Consider the following 15,506-nt stretch of genomic DNA (forward strand, 5'->3'; position numbering starts at 1 on the left):
GCCGCCAGGCCGCCTGCGCCGCCTTCCGCGCCGCCCACGGCCAGGGGGCGGGGCGGGCAGCCGGTCCGGGGCGACGACGAGGCACGCTTCACCGGCCCGCCCGTCGGCGCAGACCTCACCGCACCCGCCGGCAGCGGCGGCCGGGACGGCGGCGCCCCCGACCGAGCCGTCCGAGAAGCTCCAGATCCGCGCCCTGCAGGCCATGTGCCGCCAGGTCTTCGGCTTCCGCCTGGCGATGATCGTCCTGTCCGCCCCCGCCGCCCTCCTCAACGCGGCCCCCGGCCTGGGCGCCCGCCTGGTCGGCGCGGCCGTGGTCGTCACCTTCATGGTGTCCTACGTCCTCTTCCGGGACTGGGAACGCTTCGGCCCCCTCCTCCTGCGCCACCCCAGCCTCCTGGCCGCCGACACCCTCTTCGGCTCCCTCCTCCTCGTCTCGGCCGGCCCGGACACCACCCTCGCCTACGTCAGCGTCTGCACCCCGCTCCTGGCCGGCCTGGTCTACAGCTGGCGCGGCGCCGCCTGCTTCGCCTCCCTGCAGTCCCTGATCCTGCTCCTGGTCCACGCCACGCTGAAGGCCGACCGCCACGCGCCGGTGGCGGAGGCCCTCCTCCTCCCCGGCCTGTGCGTCATCGCCGGCGCCATGGGCTCCACCCTGCGCAACCTGATGCTCCGCTACGGCGCCGCGACCCAGGCCCTGACGACGGTCCAGGCCCGCCTCGCGGCGGCGGAGGCGGTCAGCGCGGAACGCGCCCGGCTGGCCCGCGAGATGCACGACTCCGTGGCCAAGACCCTGTACGGCGTCGCCCTGGCGGCGGACGGCCTCGCGGCCACGGCGTCGGCCGGGACCCCCGACCCGGCCCGCATCAGGGAACAGGCCGACCTGGTGTCCCGCTCGGCACGCAGGGCGGCGGCGGAGTCCCGGGAACTGCTGACGGACCTGCGCCGGGACCACCCGGACGCGCCGGACCCGACCCCGCTGTGGCGGGAACTCGCCCATCGTGCGGCCGAATTCACACGGCGCACGGGCCTGGAGGTCACGTGCGGCTGGGACGGACAGGACGCGGACGGTGAGGCGAGCGACGCCCCCGGTCTGCCCCCGCTGCCCGCCCCCCTGGCCCGCCACGTCCTCTCCATCGCCGCGGAGGCACTGGAGAACGCCCACCGGCACGCGTCCGCGACCCGCGTGGACATCCGGGCGGCGGTCGACGGCCCCCTGCTGCGCCTCACGATCCACGACGACGGCACGGGCCTCCCCCCGGGCACCACACTCGAGGAACTGCGCGGTTCGGGCCACTTCGGCCTGCTCGGCATGGTCGAACGGGCCGCACAGGCCGGCGCCCGCATCCGCATCGGAAGAGGCACACACGAACGAGGCACGGAGGTCCGCCTGGAGGTCCCGCTGCCGGCACCGCCAGGGCCCGCCCCCGCGACCCGGAACACCTGAGAGGAGGCACATGCGCCCCCGACGACCACCACAGCCGTTCCCGCCGCCGGTGCCGCAGTCCCCGCCGCTGCGGCTGCTGGTCGCCGACGACAACCCCGTCGTCCGCGCCGGCCTGACGGCCCTGCTCTCGGGCCACCCGGACACCACGGTGGTGGCGGAGGCGAGGGACGGGCGGGAGGCGTACGAGGCGGCGGTCCGGCACCGGCCGGACGTCATCCTCCTCGACGTCCGCATGCCCGGCGTCGACGGAATCTCGGCGTTGCCCCACCTGGTGGGCCTGGCCCCCGTCATGATGCTCACCTACAGCCACGAGACGGAGACCGTGCGGGAGGCGCTGCGACTGGGGGCGGGGGGATACCTGGTGCACGGCGAGTTCACGACGGAGCAGTTGGTGAGGGCGGTGCGGGACGTACGGGAGGGCCGGCCGCATGTGACGCCGGGGGCGGCGAGGGCGTTGCTGGAGGAGCTGAAGGGGGATGCACCTGCACACGCGAACCCCCAAGGGCTCGCTGCCGACGCCAATTTACCCGCCCAAGGACTTTCGCAACTGCAACCTTCTATGGGACAGTCGTTCCGGTCACGGTTCCGGCTGAGCAGCAGGGAGGCGGAGATCATGGACCTCATCGCGTCCGGCATGACCAACCAGCAGATCGCCGCCGCCTGCTTCATCAGCGAGAAGACGGTCAAGAACCACATCAACCGCATCTTCGCCAAGCTCCACAGCACGACGCGATCCCAGGCGACGGCGAAGTGGCTGGGGGTGGCCTGATATGACCGGACGACGGCGATCCCGGAGCCACGAATGGGCCTGGGGTTGGGTCCTGGGGCCCTCTGTGCGGCCGGTAGGAGCGCTCTACGGTGCGTCGGTCGAAAGCAAGCCCGGAGGGGAGCACCGTGAGCGATCTTTTGCTGAAGACGGCTGTGGCGACCAAGGTTCGCGTCAACGGCTGGAAGAACACGACGGTAGAGGCCATGCGCCGCCGCGGCGGCGACCGGGGGCAGACCGCGGTCGAGTACCTGGGCATTATCGCGGTAGTGGTGGCGATCGTTCTGGCGATCACGGGTACGGACATCGGCAAGACGATCCTCGACAAGATCAAGTCCAAGATCGCGCAGATCACCTGATCGTCCGGCGCGCACGCGGCGACTCTGGGCAGGCCTTCCCCATCTACATCACGGTGGTGGCGGGCCTGCTCTTTCTTGCGTTCGCTTACCTCGCGGTAGGTCAGGCCTCGGTGAACCGCGGTGGCGCACAGACAGCCGCCGACGCAGCCGTGCTGGCTGCTGCGCAGAACGGGCGCGACCAACTCGCCGCTGCATGGGTCGCCGATCTGCTCGACCCGGACAAGTGGGAGGACGTTTTCGACGGCAAGACACCGATCGACAACCCCTGCGCGCGTGCGCAGCAGCTCGCGGCGCAGAACGACGCCACGCTGAATGACTGCAACTGGCGGCTTCTGCGGTACACGGTCGATGTGGAAACGAACAAGTCGGTCGGAGATTCCGTCGTCCCCGGGACGGAGGACATCCACTCCGAGGCCTCCGCCGTTGCCGTCATCGAGCCACGCTGCACGTTCGACCCTCCCGAGGAGGCAGCCGAAGGCGATGAGCTGCCCCAACTCACCTGCGACGGCGAGCCGTGGAAGCTGGACCCTGATGACGAATCCACTCTTCCCGCGCCCGAGGACCTCTTCGATGTTCACCTGGCCGCCGACTGACAAGCGGACGACGATGGAAAAGGGAAGCAGCGCGATGAGCATGCGATTCACTGCGAAGGCTCGCAGGGGAATGGTCGCCATGACCATTGCTGTGGGCTTGGCCGTGGGTGTAGCAGGTTGTGGCAGTGGAGACAGCGGTGACAAGAAGCCGGACACTTCTGCGTCTCCCTCCACGAGGGGTGGCTCTCAGGCGAGCCCTCAAGAGGGCCAGTCCGCGCAACCGCTGGCTGAGCTGCGGGGCCCTGACGGACTGACGCTCAAGATCATGTCTGCGCAGCGAGATTCCGGTGGGTTCGTCACCGTCAACGGACAGCTCAAGAATGACGGCAGCAAGGATGCGGTTCTGTCGTCCCAGTTGACCGGCAACGAGACAGAAATCATGAAGAACGGGCAGTCCTTCGGCGGAGCCACGCTTGTGGATTCGAAGGCGCGAAAGCGCTACTACGTCCTGCGGGACACCGACGGGCGGCCTTTGACGACGACCGGCGTTCAGTCCGTCAGGGCGGGTGACACGGTCCCTGTCTTCATGCAGTTCCCAGCACCCCCGGCGAACACCACCGAGGTGGATTTCCAACTGCCCACCTTCGCCAGCGCCCCCATCAAGATTTCCGGGTGAGGTTCAAGTGATCACCGCACCCCGGATCGCGCTCACGGCCGCTGCTCTGCTGTTCGTCGTGAACCTCCCCGCCACCCCCGCCGCCGCCGACGACACCGGCCCCAGTGAGCCCCCCGGTACCGAACCCTCCGCCGCCGCCCCGGTGAAGGTCGACCCCACGGATCCGGATCTGAAGCTTCCGGAGGGGGCCACGCTGGCGGAGCCCAAGGTGCTGGACATCAAGTCGGTCGTGGAGGACCAGAGCGGGGACGAACGGCGCGAGGACACCAACGCCGACGTGACCTTCGCCCTCCAGGCCGAGGTGCTGTTCGACAAGGACAGTTCGAAGCTCGGCGCGGAGGCGAAGGCCCGTATCGCCGGCATCGCCGAGGAGATCAGGAGGCAGAACGCGACCCAGGTCCGTGTCTTCGGCTTCACCGACAACCTCGGCTCCTCCGCCCACGGCGACACCCTCTCCAAGCAGCGGGCCAACGCGGTGCAGGCCGTACTGGACCAGGACCTGAACAGCCCGTCCGTCACCTTCGACGTCCGCGGCTACGGCGAGCAGTACCCGATCGCCGACAACTCCACCGAGGCCGGCCGGAAGAAGAACCGCCGGGTCGAGGTGTCCTTCCCCCGTACCCAGCAGTGAGGCATCGTCAGGCAGGCTCTAGGACAACGGCTCCACCTCCACCCGTACCCCCGGCCGCACCCCCCACCCCGCCATCGCCCCCGCCTCCGCCTCCAGTACGTGCCGTGCCCGCAGGCGCGGCAGGCCGAGGCGGCCGGGGCGCATCGTGCGGACGGCGATGACGGTCAGGCGGCGGTCGAGGTAGGCGACGTCGATCGGGATCCGCATCCCGAACGTGTGCACCCCGCTGGCCGGCGACAGCAGCAGCGCCCCCTCGACCGCGTCCCGTCCCAGGAGCCCCTTCGTCCGGGCCCGGTAGGAGGCCGCGATCTCCAGCGAGACGCCGGCGGCGGCCTGTTCCGCACCGGAGGCGGATGCGGGGGCCGATGCCGAGCCCGCCCGTACGTTCAGCCGTCCCCGCCCGTCCCGCCAGCGCCGCCCCATGCCCCACCCTCCCGTGCCACAGCCGTCCGTGTCGTCAACTCGCCCAGGGACACAAATCCGTTGTCCTTTCCCGTCCTCCCCACTAGGAAGGGGTCCATGACCGGACTCGGTGTCGTTTTCCGCCCCCAGCTTCCTCCCGAGCGGCTGCGGGCCGTCGCCCGCCTCGCGGACGACGTGGGGCTCGAAGAACTCTGGCTGTGGGAGGACTGCTTCCTGGAGGGCGGGGTGTCCACGGCCGCCGCCGCGCTCGCCTGGACCGAGCGGGTGCGGGTCGGGATCGGACTGCTGCCCGTGCCGCTGCGGAACGTGGCCGTCACCGCCATGGAGGCCGCCTCGCTGGAGCGCATGTTCCCCGGCCGGGCCGTGCTGACCGTGGGTCACGGGGTGCAGGACTGGATGGGCCAGGTCGGTGCCCGGGCAGCCTCCCCGCTGGGCCTCCTCGGCGAGCACCTCGACGCCCTGCGCGCGCTGCTGCGCGGGGAACGGCTCAGCGTGCGCGGGCGGTACGTCCAGTTGGACGACGTCGCCCTCGACTGGCCCCCGGGGCGCCCGGTCGACGTCCTCGCGGGCGCCACCGGACCCCGTACGCTCCGGCTCTCCGGCGAGAAGGCCGACGGCACCCTGCTCACCGCGACCACGTCGGCGGACGGCGTGCGCAGGGCCCGCAAGCTCGTGGAGGAGGGGCGGCGGGCCGCCGGACGCGACGGTTCGCACCGGGTCGTGGTCTATCTGCTGGCCGCCACGGGCACCGGCGCCGAGGCGCGGCTGCGGGCCGAACTGGCCGCCGAGGGCGTGGGGGAGGGGGCGGACGTGGGGGTCGCCGGGGACGCGGGCGCGGTCGCCGAGGCGGTACGGCGGCTGGCGGAGGCCGGTGCGGACACCGTCGTCCTGCAGCCGACGGCGGACGAGCCCGACCCGGAGGGCTTCGTGCGGTTCGCCGCGCGGGAGGTCCGGCCGCTGGTGCCCTGAACGGGAGGTGCGGGACTGGACGGGGAGTCGCCGCAGGTCAGGGGCATTGTCAGTGGCGGGTGTCACACTCTGCCGTATGACAGACCGACCTGAGGCCGACCTGACCGGTGAACGCGAGAGCGTGACGCCCGCCCCCGATCTCCCCGTGCGCCTGCGGGCCGTCACGGACCAGGATCTGGAAGCCCTCTTCGCGTACGAGCACGATCCCGAAGCCGTCCGGCGGTCGAGGTTCACCCCCCGGCCGCGGGAAGCCTTCTTCCGGCACTGGCGGGAGCGGGTGCTCGGCAACCCCGACTGCCTGGTGCGGACGGTCACCGTCGGCGGGGAGGCCGCCGGGAGCGTGGTGTCCTGGACGCAGGACGGCCGGCGGTTCATCGGCTACTGGCTCGGGCGGCCGTACTGGGGCCGCGGCGTCGGCACGCAGGCCCTCGGCCGGTTCCTGGAGCTGGAGCCGGTGCGTCCGCTGTACGCGGACCCCTTCTCCGGCAACACGGCCTCGGTGCGGCTCCTGGAGAGACACGGGTTCCGGCGGACCGGCACCGTCCGCCACGGGACGGACGAGCACGTGATGCTGGTTCTCGCGGAGCCGTCCGGGGAGAGCTGAGAGCGGTCCCGGCCGGAGCGGAAAATGGCGGGAACCGCCGGGGCCCCGCTGGGATGATGCCCGTATGACTGTCGCGCGTTCCTTCGAAGACCTGGTGGCCGAGGGCTCCGCCGTACCGACCGAGGGGTGGGACTTCTCGTGGTTCGCCGGCCGGGCCACCGAGGAGCGGCCGTCGTGGGGGTATGCCCGCTCGGCGGGGGAGCGGCTGGCCGGCGCCGAGGCCGCGCTGGACATCCAGACCGGCGGCGGGGAGGTGCTGGACTTCGCGCTGAGCCGGGCCGAGCCCGCCCGGCCGGTGCTGGTCGCGGCCACCGAGGGCTGGCCGCCGAACGTGGCGGAGGCCACGGCCCTGCTGCGGCCGCGGGGTGTCGTGGTGGTCGCCGCCCCGGACGACGCGCCGCTGCCGTTCGCGGACGGGGTGTTCGACCTGGTGCTCAGCCGGCACCCGGTGCGGCCGTACTGGGCGGAGATCGCCCGGGTGCTGCGGCCCGGCGGCACCTACTTCGCCCAGCACGTGGGGCCGAGCAGCGCCTTCGAGCTGGTCGAGTACTTCCTCGGGCCCCAGCCGGAGGAGGCGCGCGCCGCCCGCGACCCCGAGCGGGAGCGGGCCGACGCCGAGGCGGCGGGCCTGGAGGTGACCGGGCTGCGGGCGGAGCGGCTGCGGATGGAGTTCCATGACATCGCCGCCGTCGTCCACTTCCTGCGCAAGGTGGTGTGGATGGTCCCGGACTTCACGGTCGAGGCGTACGAGCCGCGGCTGCGCGCGCTGCACGAACGGATCGAGAAGGAGGGCCCGTTCGTCGCGCACAGCTCCCGGCATCTGTTCGACGTACGCAAGCCGGCGCATCGACCGTAGTACGACCGGAGTTTGCCGGAGGTTTCCACATTGTTATCGAGCGCGGTTCACATCGGTCGGGCCGATCACGTAAGTTCAGACCAAGGTTATTCGCGTCAGCAAAGCTGCGCGGGCGGTACCGCGCAGTGGAGGGGGCTGCGCGGTGCCGTGGAGCCGGGTGATCTCCGTCCGTTGGCGTAGCGGAGGCGTCAAGTCCACCCTTCGCTGACGGCGTCGCCCGTCGGGGGGACCCGGGGCAACTCGCCGATGAGCCCCCAAGATGGCCTAATCCTTGCGAATCCGTTCGTATCCGACCGGATTTCCCTGGAATTCCGCTGTGAACTGGCCATGAAACCCTCATGAACCCCGCATTCCGCGACCACCGGGGCGTCGCCGGATGATTCCGGAGAGTAGTTGTGGCCCGCCGATGCGCCCACCATCCCTCACGAAGGGTTATGGTGGAAACCCCCCCTCGGGCCGGTCCGTCTCCCCCCCACGGACCGGCCCGTTTTTCGTCCCGTCCCGGGATCCCGGGACGGGAACCTCCCGGCCCCGCTCCGCCGTCCCCACTGAAGGGGCGGGCCATGACCAACCCCCGAGCAGCGGTAGGCTCAACGGCTCCGGCACCCCATCCCCCGCGCCCAACCCCCGGAGGGTCACGTGAACCTGCGCGACAAGCTGCGCGGCCTGCTCGTCAGGCTCTACGCACGCCGGGTGGAAGGCCACCTGGACCACGCCCAGGTGCCCAAGCACATCGGCGTCATCATGGACGGCAACCGCCGCTGGGCGAAGGCGTCCGGCTCCAGCACCGTCCACGGCCACCGGGCCGGTGCCGAGAAGATCGAGGAGTTCCTCGGCTGGTGCACCGAGACCGACGTCGAGGTCGTCACCCTCTGGCTGCTGTCCACGGACAACTTCGACCGGCCGCAGGAGGAACTCGTCCCCCTGCTCGGCATCATCGAGGACGTCGTCCGCACCCTCGCCGCCGACGGCCGCTGGCGGGTGCACCACGTCGGCACGATGGACCTGCTGCCCGCGCAGATGCAGACGGCCCTGAAGGAGGCCGAGGAGGCCACCGCCCACATCGACGGGATACTCGTCAACGTGGCCATCGGATACGGCGGCCGGCAGGAGATCGCCGACGCCGTGCGCTCCATGCTGCTCGACGCCCAGGACAAGGGCGTGTCGATGGAGGACCTCGCCGAGTCCGTCGACATCGACATGATCGGCCGTCACCTGTACACCGGTGACCAGCCCGACCCCGACCTGGTGATCCGCACCAGCGGGGAGCAGCGGCTGTCCGGATTCATGCTCTGGCAGACCGCCCACTCGGAGTACTACTTCTGCGACGTCTTCTGGCCGGCCTTCCGGAAGGTCGACTTCCTGCGCGCCCTGCGCGACTACGCCGCACGTCACCGCCGGTACGGCGGCTGACCCGCCGGCCCCGCCCCGGCCCCGCCCCGTCGCCGTCCGGTGACGGGGCGTCCTCGTTTACCCCGATTGGCGGGAACGTAACAAGGAGTTCACCGGCGCGCTGGTGGCCGCATTTGCATGGCCGCGCATCATCGAGGGCATAAGCCAAGCAGGTCGACACCCGAACCACGGGCGTCGGATCTCAGCGGGCGGCACGGGGTCGCCCGCCCGGGAGGCCCTTTGCACCAGCCCGACCGTGCGGTCACCGCACGGAAGCAGCCGCGGAGGGCCGGTTCACGGCCCGCCGTGCGCGGGGGCCGGACACCGGTCCAGCATCACTTCGTCGCTCCCCGACCTCATCCGAGGGGGTACGTCCTTCCGTGGTGACCAGCACAAAGCGCCACAAGCCCGACCGGCGCACGTATGTTCTCGACACCAGCGTCCTGCTGGCCGACCCGAACGCCCTGGCCCGCTTCGACGAGCACGAGGTCGTGCTCCCCATCGTGGTGGTCACGGAGCTGGAGGCCAAGCGGCACCATCCGGAGCTCGGCTACTTCGCCCGCCAGGCGCTGCGCCTGCTGGACGACTACCGGGTGAAGCACGGTCGCCTCGACGCCCCCATCCCGATCGGGGAGCTGGGCGGGACGGTCCGGGTCGAGCTCAACCACTCGGACCCCAGCGTGCTGCCCACCGGCTACCGCCTGGGGGACAACGACTCGCGCATCCTCGCGGTGGCCCGCAATCTGCAGGCCGAGGGGTTCGACGTCACCGTCGTGTCGAAGGACCTGCCGCTCAGGATCAAGGCGTCCTCGGTCGGCCTCCTCGCCGAGGAGTACCGCGCCGAACTGGCCATCACGGAGAACTCCGGCTGGACCGGGATGACCGAACTCACCCTGCCGGGCGAGCAGGTGGACATCCTCTTCGAGGAAGGGCACGTGTACGTCCCGGAGGCGGCCGACCTCCCCGTGCACACGGGCCTGACCATCCAGTCCGAGCGGGGCAAGGCGCTCGGCCGGGTCACCGCCGAGGGCAACGTCCGGCTGGTGCGCGGCGACCGGGAGGCGTTCGGCATCAAGGGCCGCAGCGCCGAGCAGCGCATCGCGCTCGACCTGCTGCTCGACCCGGACGTCGGCATCGTCTCGATGGGCGGCCGGGCCGGCACCGGCAAGTCGGCGCTGGCGCTGTGCGCGGGCCTGGAGGCGGTCCTGGAGCGCCGCCAGCACCAGAAGGTGATGGTCTTCCGGCCGCTGTACGCGGTCGGCGGGCAGGAGCTGGGCTATCTGCCGGGCACCGAGGCGGAGAAGATGAGCCCGTGGGCCCAGGCCGTCTTCGACACGCTCTCGGCGGTCACCAGCCGGGAGGTCATCGAGGAGGTCACCGCGCGCGGGATGCTGGAGGTGCTTCCGCTGACCCACATCCGCGGGCGCTCGCTGCACGACGCGTTCGTGATCGTGGACGAGGCGCAGTCCCTGGAGAAGAACGTGCTGCTGACCGTTCTGTCCCGGATCGGCGCCAATTCGCGGGTCGTTCTCACCCACGACGTCGCCCAGCGCGACAATCTGCGCGTGGGCCGTTACGACGGTGTGGTCGCCGTGGTGGAGAAACTGAAGGGGCACCCGCTCTTCGCGCACGTCACGCTGACGCGTTCCGAGAGGTCCCAGATTGCGGCGCTTGTGACCGAAATGCTGGAGGACGGACACATCTGACGCATCCGACCCATCTGCCGTACTGACGACGACTGTTGGCGCCGTCCGGCAAAGGCCATGAGCCTAGCCGGGCGGCGCCTTCGTGCGTGGAGCTTTCCTGAAATCGCCGGGGCCAAACAGGATGTGAGCTTTCACACGCAACACAGAATTGCCACGCGGCGTCCGGTTACGGCAGAGTCTCGTTCCTGTCAGGCCCCGCATACGACACAGCTGTACCCCCAGCGGTACGGCGCCACTTCGGCACCACCAACTCCATAGAGTTCGTCGTATGCCGCCCGAGCACCACGCGGCGCTCCCTTCGCGGGAGTTGCCCACCGGGCCCGCGCCTCCCGTGACCCCGCAGTTGGGAGGCCAGTGTCAGGGGCACGATCGCGTCCGCCAGGGTCACCGAAGCGGGCGATGCTGGAAGGAAACCGTGTGAGCCGGATTTCGGTCCGGGGATTCGCAGTGGCCTCCGCCACCGCGGTCACCGCTGTCGGAAGCGTCGTCGGCGTTGCCTCGGGCAGCACCGCGCAGACCAACGACGCCGAGGCGACGGCAGCCGACACCACGCTCCTCGCCGACATACCCGCGGGTCAGCAGGCGCAGGTGCAGACCGCGTCCCTGACGCAGCAGGCCGACGCGCAGGCCATCGCCGCGGACGTGAGCGCCAAGAAGGACGCCGAGGAAGCGGCCCGCAAGGCTGCCGCCGAGACCGCGATCGCCAAGAAGCAGCTCGCCGAGAAGGCGGCCAAGGAGGCGAAGGAGCGCGCCGAGGCCAAGGCCGCGGCCAGCCGCGGCACCGACGTCCGCGACTCCTCCAGCTTCCCGGTCCAGACCAACTACACCGTCGCGCAGATCCAGGCGATGGCGCGTCAGATGGTGGGCGGCGGCCAGTTCCAGTGCTTCAGCAACATCGTGGACCACGAGTCCAGCTGGAACTACCGCGCCGTGAACGCCTCCTCCGGTGCCTACGGTCTCTTCCAGGCCCTGCCCGGCTCCAAGATGGCCTCGGCCGGCGCCGACTGGCAGACCAACCCGGCCACCCAGATCAAGTGGGGCCTCAACTACATGAACAGCCGGTACGGCAGCCCGTGCCAGGCCTGGTCGTTCTGGCAGGCCAACCACTGGTACTAGGCGCTCCGCCGGCACCGCGCCCTTTCGCCGGTGCTCCTCTCAACCTCGCGCAGCCCCTCCCCGTCCTCAGGGGAGGGGCTTTCGCCCTGTACGGTCGTATCCGAACGACTCCAGCGGGGGAGTGGTGGCGAGCACCCGGGGACGCGGGGGAAGAGGACGGATCATGTCGCGAGTGCCAGGGTGGCTCGGCCGGCTCGGGGCCGGTCTCACCGAGATGAGCGAGCGCCTGGACGAGCGCCGTGCCGAGGTGGAGAAGGAGCACGCCGAGACCGTCGAGCCCGCCGACGCGTCCGCGGTGGCCGACGCACCGGTGGCCGCGGCTACGCCCGCCCGCAGGCCCGCGGCGCCCTCCGGTCCCCGCCCCGATCCGGCCGAGGCCGTGCCGTGGGGCGTCCGGGTCGCCGCCGAGGCGGGCTGGCGGCTGCTGGTCCTGGCGGGCACGGTCTGGGTGCTGATGCGGGTCATCAGCGCCATCCAGCTGGTGGTGTTCGCGTTCGTCATCGCCCTGCTGGTCACCGCGCTGCTCCAGCCGACGGTCGCCCGGCTGACCCGGCGCGGGGTACCGCGCGGCCCGGCCACCGCGCTCACCGCCATCAGCGGCTTCGTCGTCATCGGCCTGATGGGCTGGTTCGTGACCTGGCAGGTCATGGAGAACATCGACACGCTCTCCAACCAGATCCAGAGCGGCATCGACGACCTGCGCAACTGGCTGCTGAAGAGCCCCTTCCACGTCACCGACAAGCAGATCAACCAGATCGCCAAGAACCTCCGCGAGGCGATCGGCGCCAACGCCGACCAGATAACGTCGGCGGGTCTGGAGGGCGTCCAGGTCATCGTGGAGGCCCTCACCGGCATCCTGCTGGTGTTCTTCTCGACGCTGTTCCTGCTTTACGACGGCAAGCGGATCTGGCAGTGGTTCCTGAAGCTCGTGCCCGCCGCCGCCCGTCCGGGCGTGGCCGGCGCCGGCCCGCGCGCCTGGCGCACCCTGACCGCCTACGTCCGCGGCACGGTCCTGGTCGCCCTCATCGACGCCATCTTCATCGGCATCGGCATCTACTTCCTGGACGTGCCGATGGCCGTCCCGCTGGCCGTCTTCATCTTCCTGTTCTCGTTCATCCCGCTGGTCGGCGCGGTCGCCTCCGGCGCGCTCGCGGTGATCGTCGCGCTGGTCACCCAGGGCGTCTTCACCGCCGTCATGACCCTCGTCGTCGTCCTCGCGGTCCAGCAGATCGAGGGGCACGTCCTGCAGCCGTTCATCCTCGGCCGGGCGGTGCGGGTGCACCCGTTGGCGGTCGTGCTGACCGTGGCCGCCGGTGGGATGGTGGCCGGTATCGGTGGTGCGGTGGTGGCCGTGCCGCTGGTGGCGGTGACCAACACGGTGGTGGGGTACCTGCGGCAGTACTCGCTGGAGGTCCAGCGGCCCGCCTCGGCGGAGCCCGCGGACGAGCCCGTGGCGCAGAACGCGGACGGGACGGCGGCGGAGAACGCGGAAGACCCCGCCCACCAAGGGTGAGCGGGGTCCTCGGCGTCCGGGGCCGACCGCCTGCAGCCGTTCATCCTCGGCCGGGCGGTGCGGGTGCACCCGTTGGCGGTCGTGCTGACCGTGGCCGCCGGTGGGATGGTGGCCGGTATCGGTGGTGCGGTGGTGGCCGTGCCGCTGGTGGCGGTGACCAACACGGTGGTGGGGTATCTGCGGCAGTACTCGCTGGAGGTCCAGCGGCCCGCCTCGGCGGAGCCCGCGGACGAGCCCGTGGCGCAGAACGCGGACGGGGCGCCGGCGGAGAACGCGGAAGACCCCGCCCACCAGGGGTGAGCGGGGTCCTCGGCGTCCGGCTTATTCGGCCAGCACGGCCTCGGCGTCGAGGGTGACGCCGACCGCCTGCACGACGGAGGCGATCTTGAACGCCTCCTGGACGGTCTCGCGCTCCACGCCGGCCTTGCGCAGCACCTGCTCGTGCGAGTCCAGGCACATGCCACAGCCGTTGATCGCGGAGACCGCGAACGACCACAGCTCGAAGTCGACCTTCTCCACGCCCGGGTTGCCGATGACGTTCATCCGCAGGCCCGCGCGCAGGGTGCCGTACTCGTGGTCGGACAGCAGGTGCCGGGTGCGGTAGAAGACGTTGTTCATCGCCATGACGGCGGCGGCCGCCTTGGCGGCCTGGTACGCCTCCGGCGAGAGGTTCGCCTTCGCCTCCGGCTCCAGCTCACGCAGCACGATCGGGGAGCGGGAGGCGATGGCGGTCGCCAGCACCGTGCCCCACAGCTGCTGGGCCGGCAGCTCCGAGTTGCCGATGACCGAGCCCAGGTTGAGCTTCAGGTCCTTGGCGTAGTCCGGGATACGGGACTTCAGGGAGTCGAGCGACACGGGTCACTCACCAGCCAGCAGCGCGACCGGGTCCAGGGTCTGCTCGCCCTTGCTCCAGTTGCACGGGCACAGCTCGTCGGTCTGCAGGGCGTCCAGGACCCGCAGGACCTCCTTGGGGTTGCGGCCCACGGAACCGGCGGTGACCATCGTGAACTGGATCTCGTGGTTCGGGTCCACGATGAAGACGGCGCGCTGCGCGTAGCCGTCCTCGCCCTCGATGCCGAGGTCGCGCATCAGCTCGTGCTTGGGGTCCGCCATCATCGGGAACGGCAGGTCGGTCAGGTCCGGGTGGTCCTTGCGCCAGGCGTGGTGGACGAACTCGGAGTCACCCGAGAAGCCGAGGATCTGGGCGTCGCGGTCGGCGAACTCGTCGTTCAGCTTCCCGAACGCGGCGATCTCGGTCGGGCACACGAACGTGAAGTCCTTGGGCCAGGCGAAGACCACCAGCCACTTGCCCTCGTAGGACTTGTGGTGGATCTGCTCGAACTCCTTGCCCTTCTCCAGCGAGACGCAGGCGGTCAGTTCGAACTCGGGGAACTTGTCACCGACAGTGAGCACACGCTCTCCTTGCAGCGAAGAAACTTCCCTTTTGGGGTGTTTCCCATGGGTTGGACGTGATCGATGGTGGCACAGGGTGCATTGATTAGTGAAATAGCTACACTCGGTCGTGTTGATCGGAGGTAGTTATCAGTGACCGTGAGCAACGGCAAGCGCAGGCAGCCCAGCCTGGCGCAGCTGCGGGCGTTCGCCGCCGTGGCCGAGCATCTGCACTTCCGGGACGCGGCGGCGGCCATCGGGATGAGCCAGCCCGCCCTCTCGGGTGCGGTCTCCGCCCTGGAGGAGACCCTCGGGGTGACCCTCCTCGAGCGTACGACCCGCAAGGTGCTGCTCTCGCCCGCGGGGGAGCGGCTGGCCGTGCGGGCCAAGGCGGTGCTGGACGCGGTGGGCGCGCTGCTGGAGGAGGCCGAGGCGGTCCGGGCGCCGTTCACGGGGGTGCTGCGCCTCGGGGTGATCCCCACGGTCGCGCCGTATCTGCTGCCGACCGTGCTGCGGCTCGTCCACGACCGCTACCCGCACCTCGACCTCCAGGTGCACGAGGAGCAGACCGCCAACCTGGTCGACGGCCTGAACTCCGGCCGGCTCGACCTGCTGTTGCTGGCCGTGCCGCTCGGCGTCCCCGGGGTCGTCGAACTGCCCCTCTTCGACGAGGACTTCGTGCTCGTCACCCCGGTGGACCACTGGCTCGGCGGCCGGGAGGGCATCCCGCGCGAGGCGCTGAAGGAGCTGAACCTGCTCCTCCTGGACGAGGGCCACTGCCTGCGCGACCAGGCGCTGGACATCTGCCGGGAGGCCGGCCGCGAGGACGCTCCGGTCACCACCACGGCCGCCGGCCTGTCCACGCTGGTCCAGCTGGTGGCCGGCGGCCTCGGCTGCACGCTGCTCCCGCGCACCGCGCTGAAACTGGAGACCACCCGCGGCAGCCGGCTGCTGACCGGGTACTTCGCCGACCCGGCCCCCAGCCGCCGGGTCGCGTTCGCGATGCGCGCGGGGGCGGCGCGCGCCGCGGAGTACGAGGAGCTGGCGGGGGCGTTGCGGGAGGCGCTGCGGGCGCTGCCCGTACGGGTGCTGGAGGGGTGAGCGCCAGGGGTGCTCACCACCGCGC

General features: G+C 70.9%; 17 protein-coding genes and 1 pseudogene. 15 read left to right on the forward strand and 3 right to left on the reverse strand.

Annotation, left to right across the window (positions count from 1 at the left end; genetic code table 11):
• Window positions 1-202 precede the first annotated feature (202 nt).
• The 6 genes from ABZV94_RS22660 to ABZV94_RS22685 all read left to right on the forward strand — a co-directional run bounded on the left by ABZV94_RS22660 (window position 203) and on the right by ABZV94_RS22685 (window position 4,409).
• Complete coding sequence (locus tag ABZV94_RS22660; RefSeq protein WP_356342998.1) at window positions 203-1,444, forward strand: histidine kinase; 1,242 nt, start codon at window positions 203-205, stop codon at window positions 1,442-1,444.
• Between the two features lie 10 nt (window positions 1,445-1,454).
• Window positions 1,455-2,213, forward strand: a complete 759-nt coding sequence (locus ABZV94_RS22665) for a response regulator transcription factor (RefSeq protein ID WP_356342925.1) — start codon at window positions 1,455-1,457, stop codon at window positions 2,211-2,213.
• A 125-nt stretch (window positions 2,214-2,338) separates the two neighbouring features.
• Complete coding sequence (locus ABZV94_RS22670) at window positions 2,339-2,569, forward strand: hypothetical protein (RefSeq protein ID WP_356342927.1); 231 nt, start codon at window positions 2,339-2,341, stop codon at window positions 2,567-2,569.
• A 56-nt stretch (window positions 2,570-2,625) separates the two neighbouring features.
• The gene (locus ABZV94_RS22675; protein WP_356342929.1) at window positions 2,626-3,162 is read left to right on the forward strand and encodes a pilus assembly protein TadG-related protein; all 537 of its coding nucleotides are present in this window, start codon (window positions 2,626-2,628) and stop codon (window positions 3,160-3,162) included.
• Between the two features lie 34 nt (window positions 3,163-3,196).
• Complete coding sequence (locus ABZV94_RS22680) at window positions 3,197-3,778, forward strand: hypothetical protein (protein WP_356343001.1); 582 nt, start codon at window positions 3,197-3,199, stop codon at window positions 3,776-3,778.
• Between the two features lie 7 nt (window positions 3,779-3,785).
• The gene (locus ABZV94_RS22685) at window positions 3,786-4,409 is read left to right on the forward strand and encodes an OmpA family protein (RefSeq protein ID WP_356342932.1); all 624 of its coding nucleotides are present in this window, start codon (window positions 3,786-3,788) and stop codon (window positions 4,407-4,409) included.
• An 18-nt stretch (window positions 4,410-4,427) separates the two neighbouring features.
• Here the strand turns inward: ABZV94_RS22685 and ABZV94_RS22690 are convergent, their stop codons facing one another.
• Window positions 4,428-4,832, reverse strand: a complete 405-nt coding sequence (locus tag ABZV94_RS22690; RefSeq protein WP_356342934.1) for a DUF192 domain-containing protein — start codon at window positions 4,830-4,832, stop codon at window positions 4,428-4,430.
• 60 nt (window positions 4,833-4,892) lie between these two features.
• Here ABZV94_RS22690 and ABZV94_RS22695 point away from each other — a divergent pair, with 60 nt between their 5' ends.
• The 8 genes and pseudogenes from ABZV94_RS22695 to ABZV94_RS22730 form a co-directional block, all read left to right on the forward strand.
• On the forward strand, window positions 4,893-5,801 hold the full coding sequence (locus ABZV94_RS22695; protein ID WP_356342939.1) for an LLM class flavin-dependent oxidoreductase: 909 nt from the start codon (window positions 4,893-4,895) through the stop codon (window positions 5,799-5,801).
• A gap of 76 nt (window positions 5,802-5,877) precedes the next feature.
• Window positions 5,878-6,405 carry a GNAT family protein gene (locus tag ABZV94_RS22700; protein WP_356342941.1) on the forward strand — a complete coding sequence of 176 codons (528 nt, stop codon included), beginning with the start codon at window positions 5,878-5,880 and terminating at the stop codon, window positions 6,403-6,405.
• Between the two features lie 64 nt (window positions 6,406-6,469).
• On the forward strand, window positions 6,470-7,261 hold the full coding sequence (locus ABZV94_RS22705; RefSeq protein ID WP_356342943.1) for a class I SAM-dependent methyltransferase: 792 nt from the start codon (window positions 6,470-6,472) through the stop codon (window positions 7,259-7,261).
• A gap of 639 nt (window positions 7,262-7,900) precedes the next feature.
• Window positions 7,901-8,674, forward strand: coding sequence for an isoprenyl transferase (locus ABZV94_RS22710; protein WP_356342945.1), 774 nt, complete (start codon window positions 7,901-7,903; stop codon window positions 8,672-8,674).
• 359 nt (window positions 8,675-9,033) lie between these two features.
• The gene (locus ABZV94_RS22715; RefSeq protein WP_171153235.1) at window positions 9,034-10,359 is read left to right on the forward strand and encodes a PhoH family protein; all 1,326 of its coding nucleotides are present in this window, start codon (window positions 9,034-9,036) and stop codon (window positions 10,357-10,359) included.
• 417 nt (window positions 10,360-10,776) lie between these two features.
• Complete coding sequence (locus tag ABZV94_RS22720) at window positions 10,777-11,475, forward strand: transglycosylase SLT domain-containing protein (RefSeq protein WP_356342947.1); 699 nt, start codon at window positions 10,777-10,779, stop codon at window positions 11,473-11,475.
• Window positions 11,476-11,638: 163 nt separating this feature from the next.
• Window positions 11,639-12,988 carry an AI-2E family transporter gene (locus ABZV94_RS22725; RefSeq protein ID WP_356342949.1) on the forward strand — a complete coding sequence of 450 codons (1,350 nt, stop codon included), beginning with the start codon at window positions 11,639-11,641 and terminating at the stop codon, window positions 12,986-12,988.
• A 30-nt stretch (window positions 12,989-13,018) separates the two neighbouring features.
• Window positions 13,019-13,288 (forward strand): annotated as a pseudogene (locus tag ABZV94_RS22730) (AI-2E family transporter); the annotation flags it as partial.
• Window positions 13,289-13,309: 21 nt separating this feature from the next.
• Here the strand turns inward: ABZV94_RS22730 and ABZV94_RS22735 are convergent.
• Entirely contained in the window at window positions 13,310-13,843 is a 534-nt protein-coding gene (locus ABZV94_RS22735) for an alkyl hydroperoxide reductase (RefSeq protein WP_356342951.1), read from the reverse strand.
• Between the two features lie 3 nt (window positions 13,844-13,846).
• Window positions 13,847-14,401 (reverse strand): peroxiredoxin, encoded by a 555-nt coding sequence (locus tag ABZV94_RS22740; protein ID WP_356342954.1) that lies wholly within the window; start codon window positions 14,399-14,401, stop codon window positions 13,847-13,849.
• A 132-nt stretch (window positions 14,402-14,533) separates the two neighbouring features.
• Here ABZV94_RS22740 and ABZV94_RS22745 point away from each other — a divergent pair, with 132 nt between their 5' ends.
• Window positions 14,534-15,481, forward strand: coding sequence for a LysR substrate-binding domain-containing protein (locus ABZV94_RS22745; RefSeq protein WP_356342955.1), 948 nt, complete (start codon window positions 14,534-14,536; stop codon window positions 15,479-15,481).
• Window positions 15,482-15,506: the final 25 nt, after the last annotated feature.

This window comes from Streptomyces sp. NPDC004658 (assembly GCF_040609555.1).
Classification (GTDB): Bacteria; Actinomycetota; Actinomycetes; order Streptomycetales; family Streptomycetaceae; genus Streptomyces.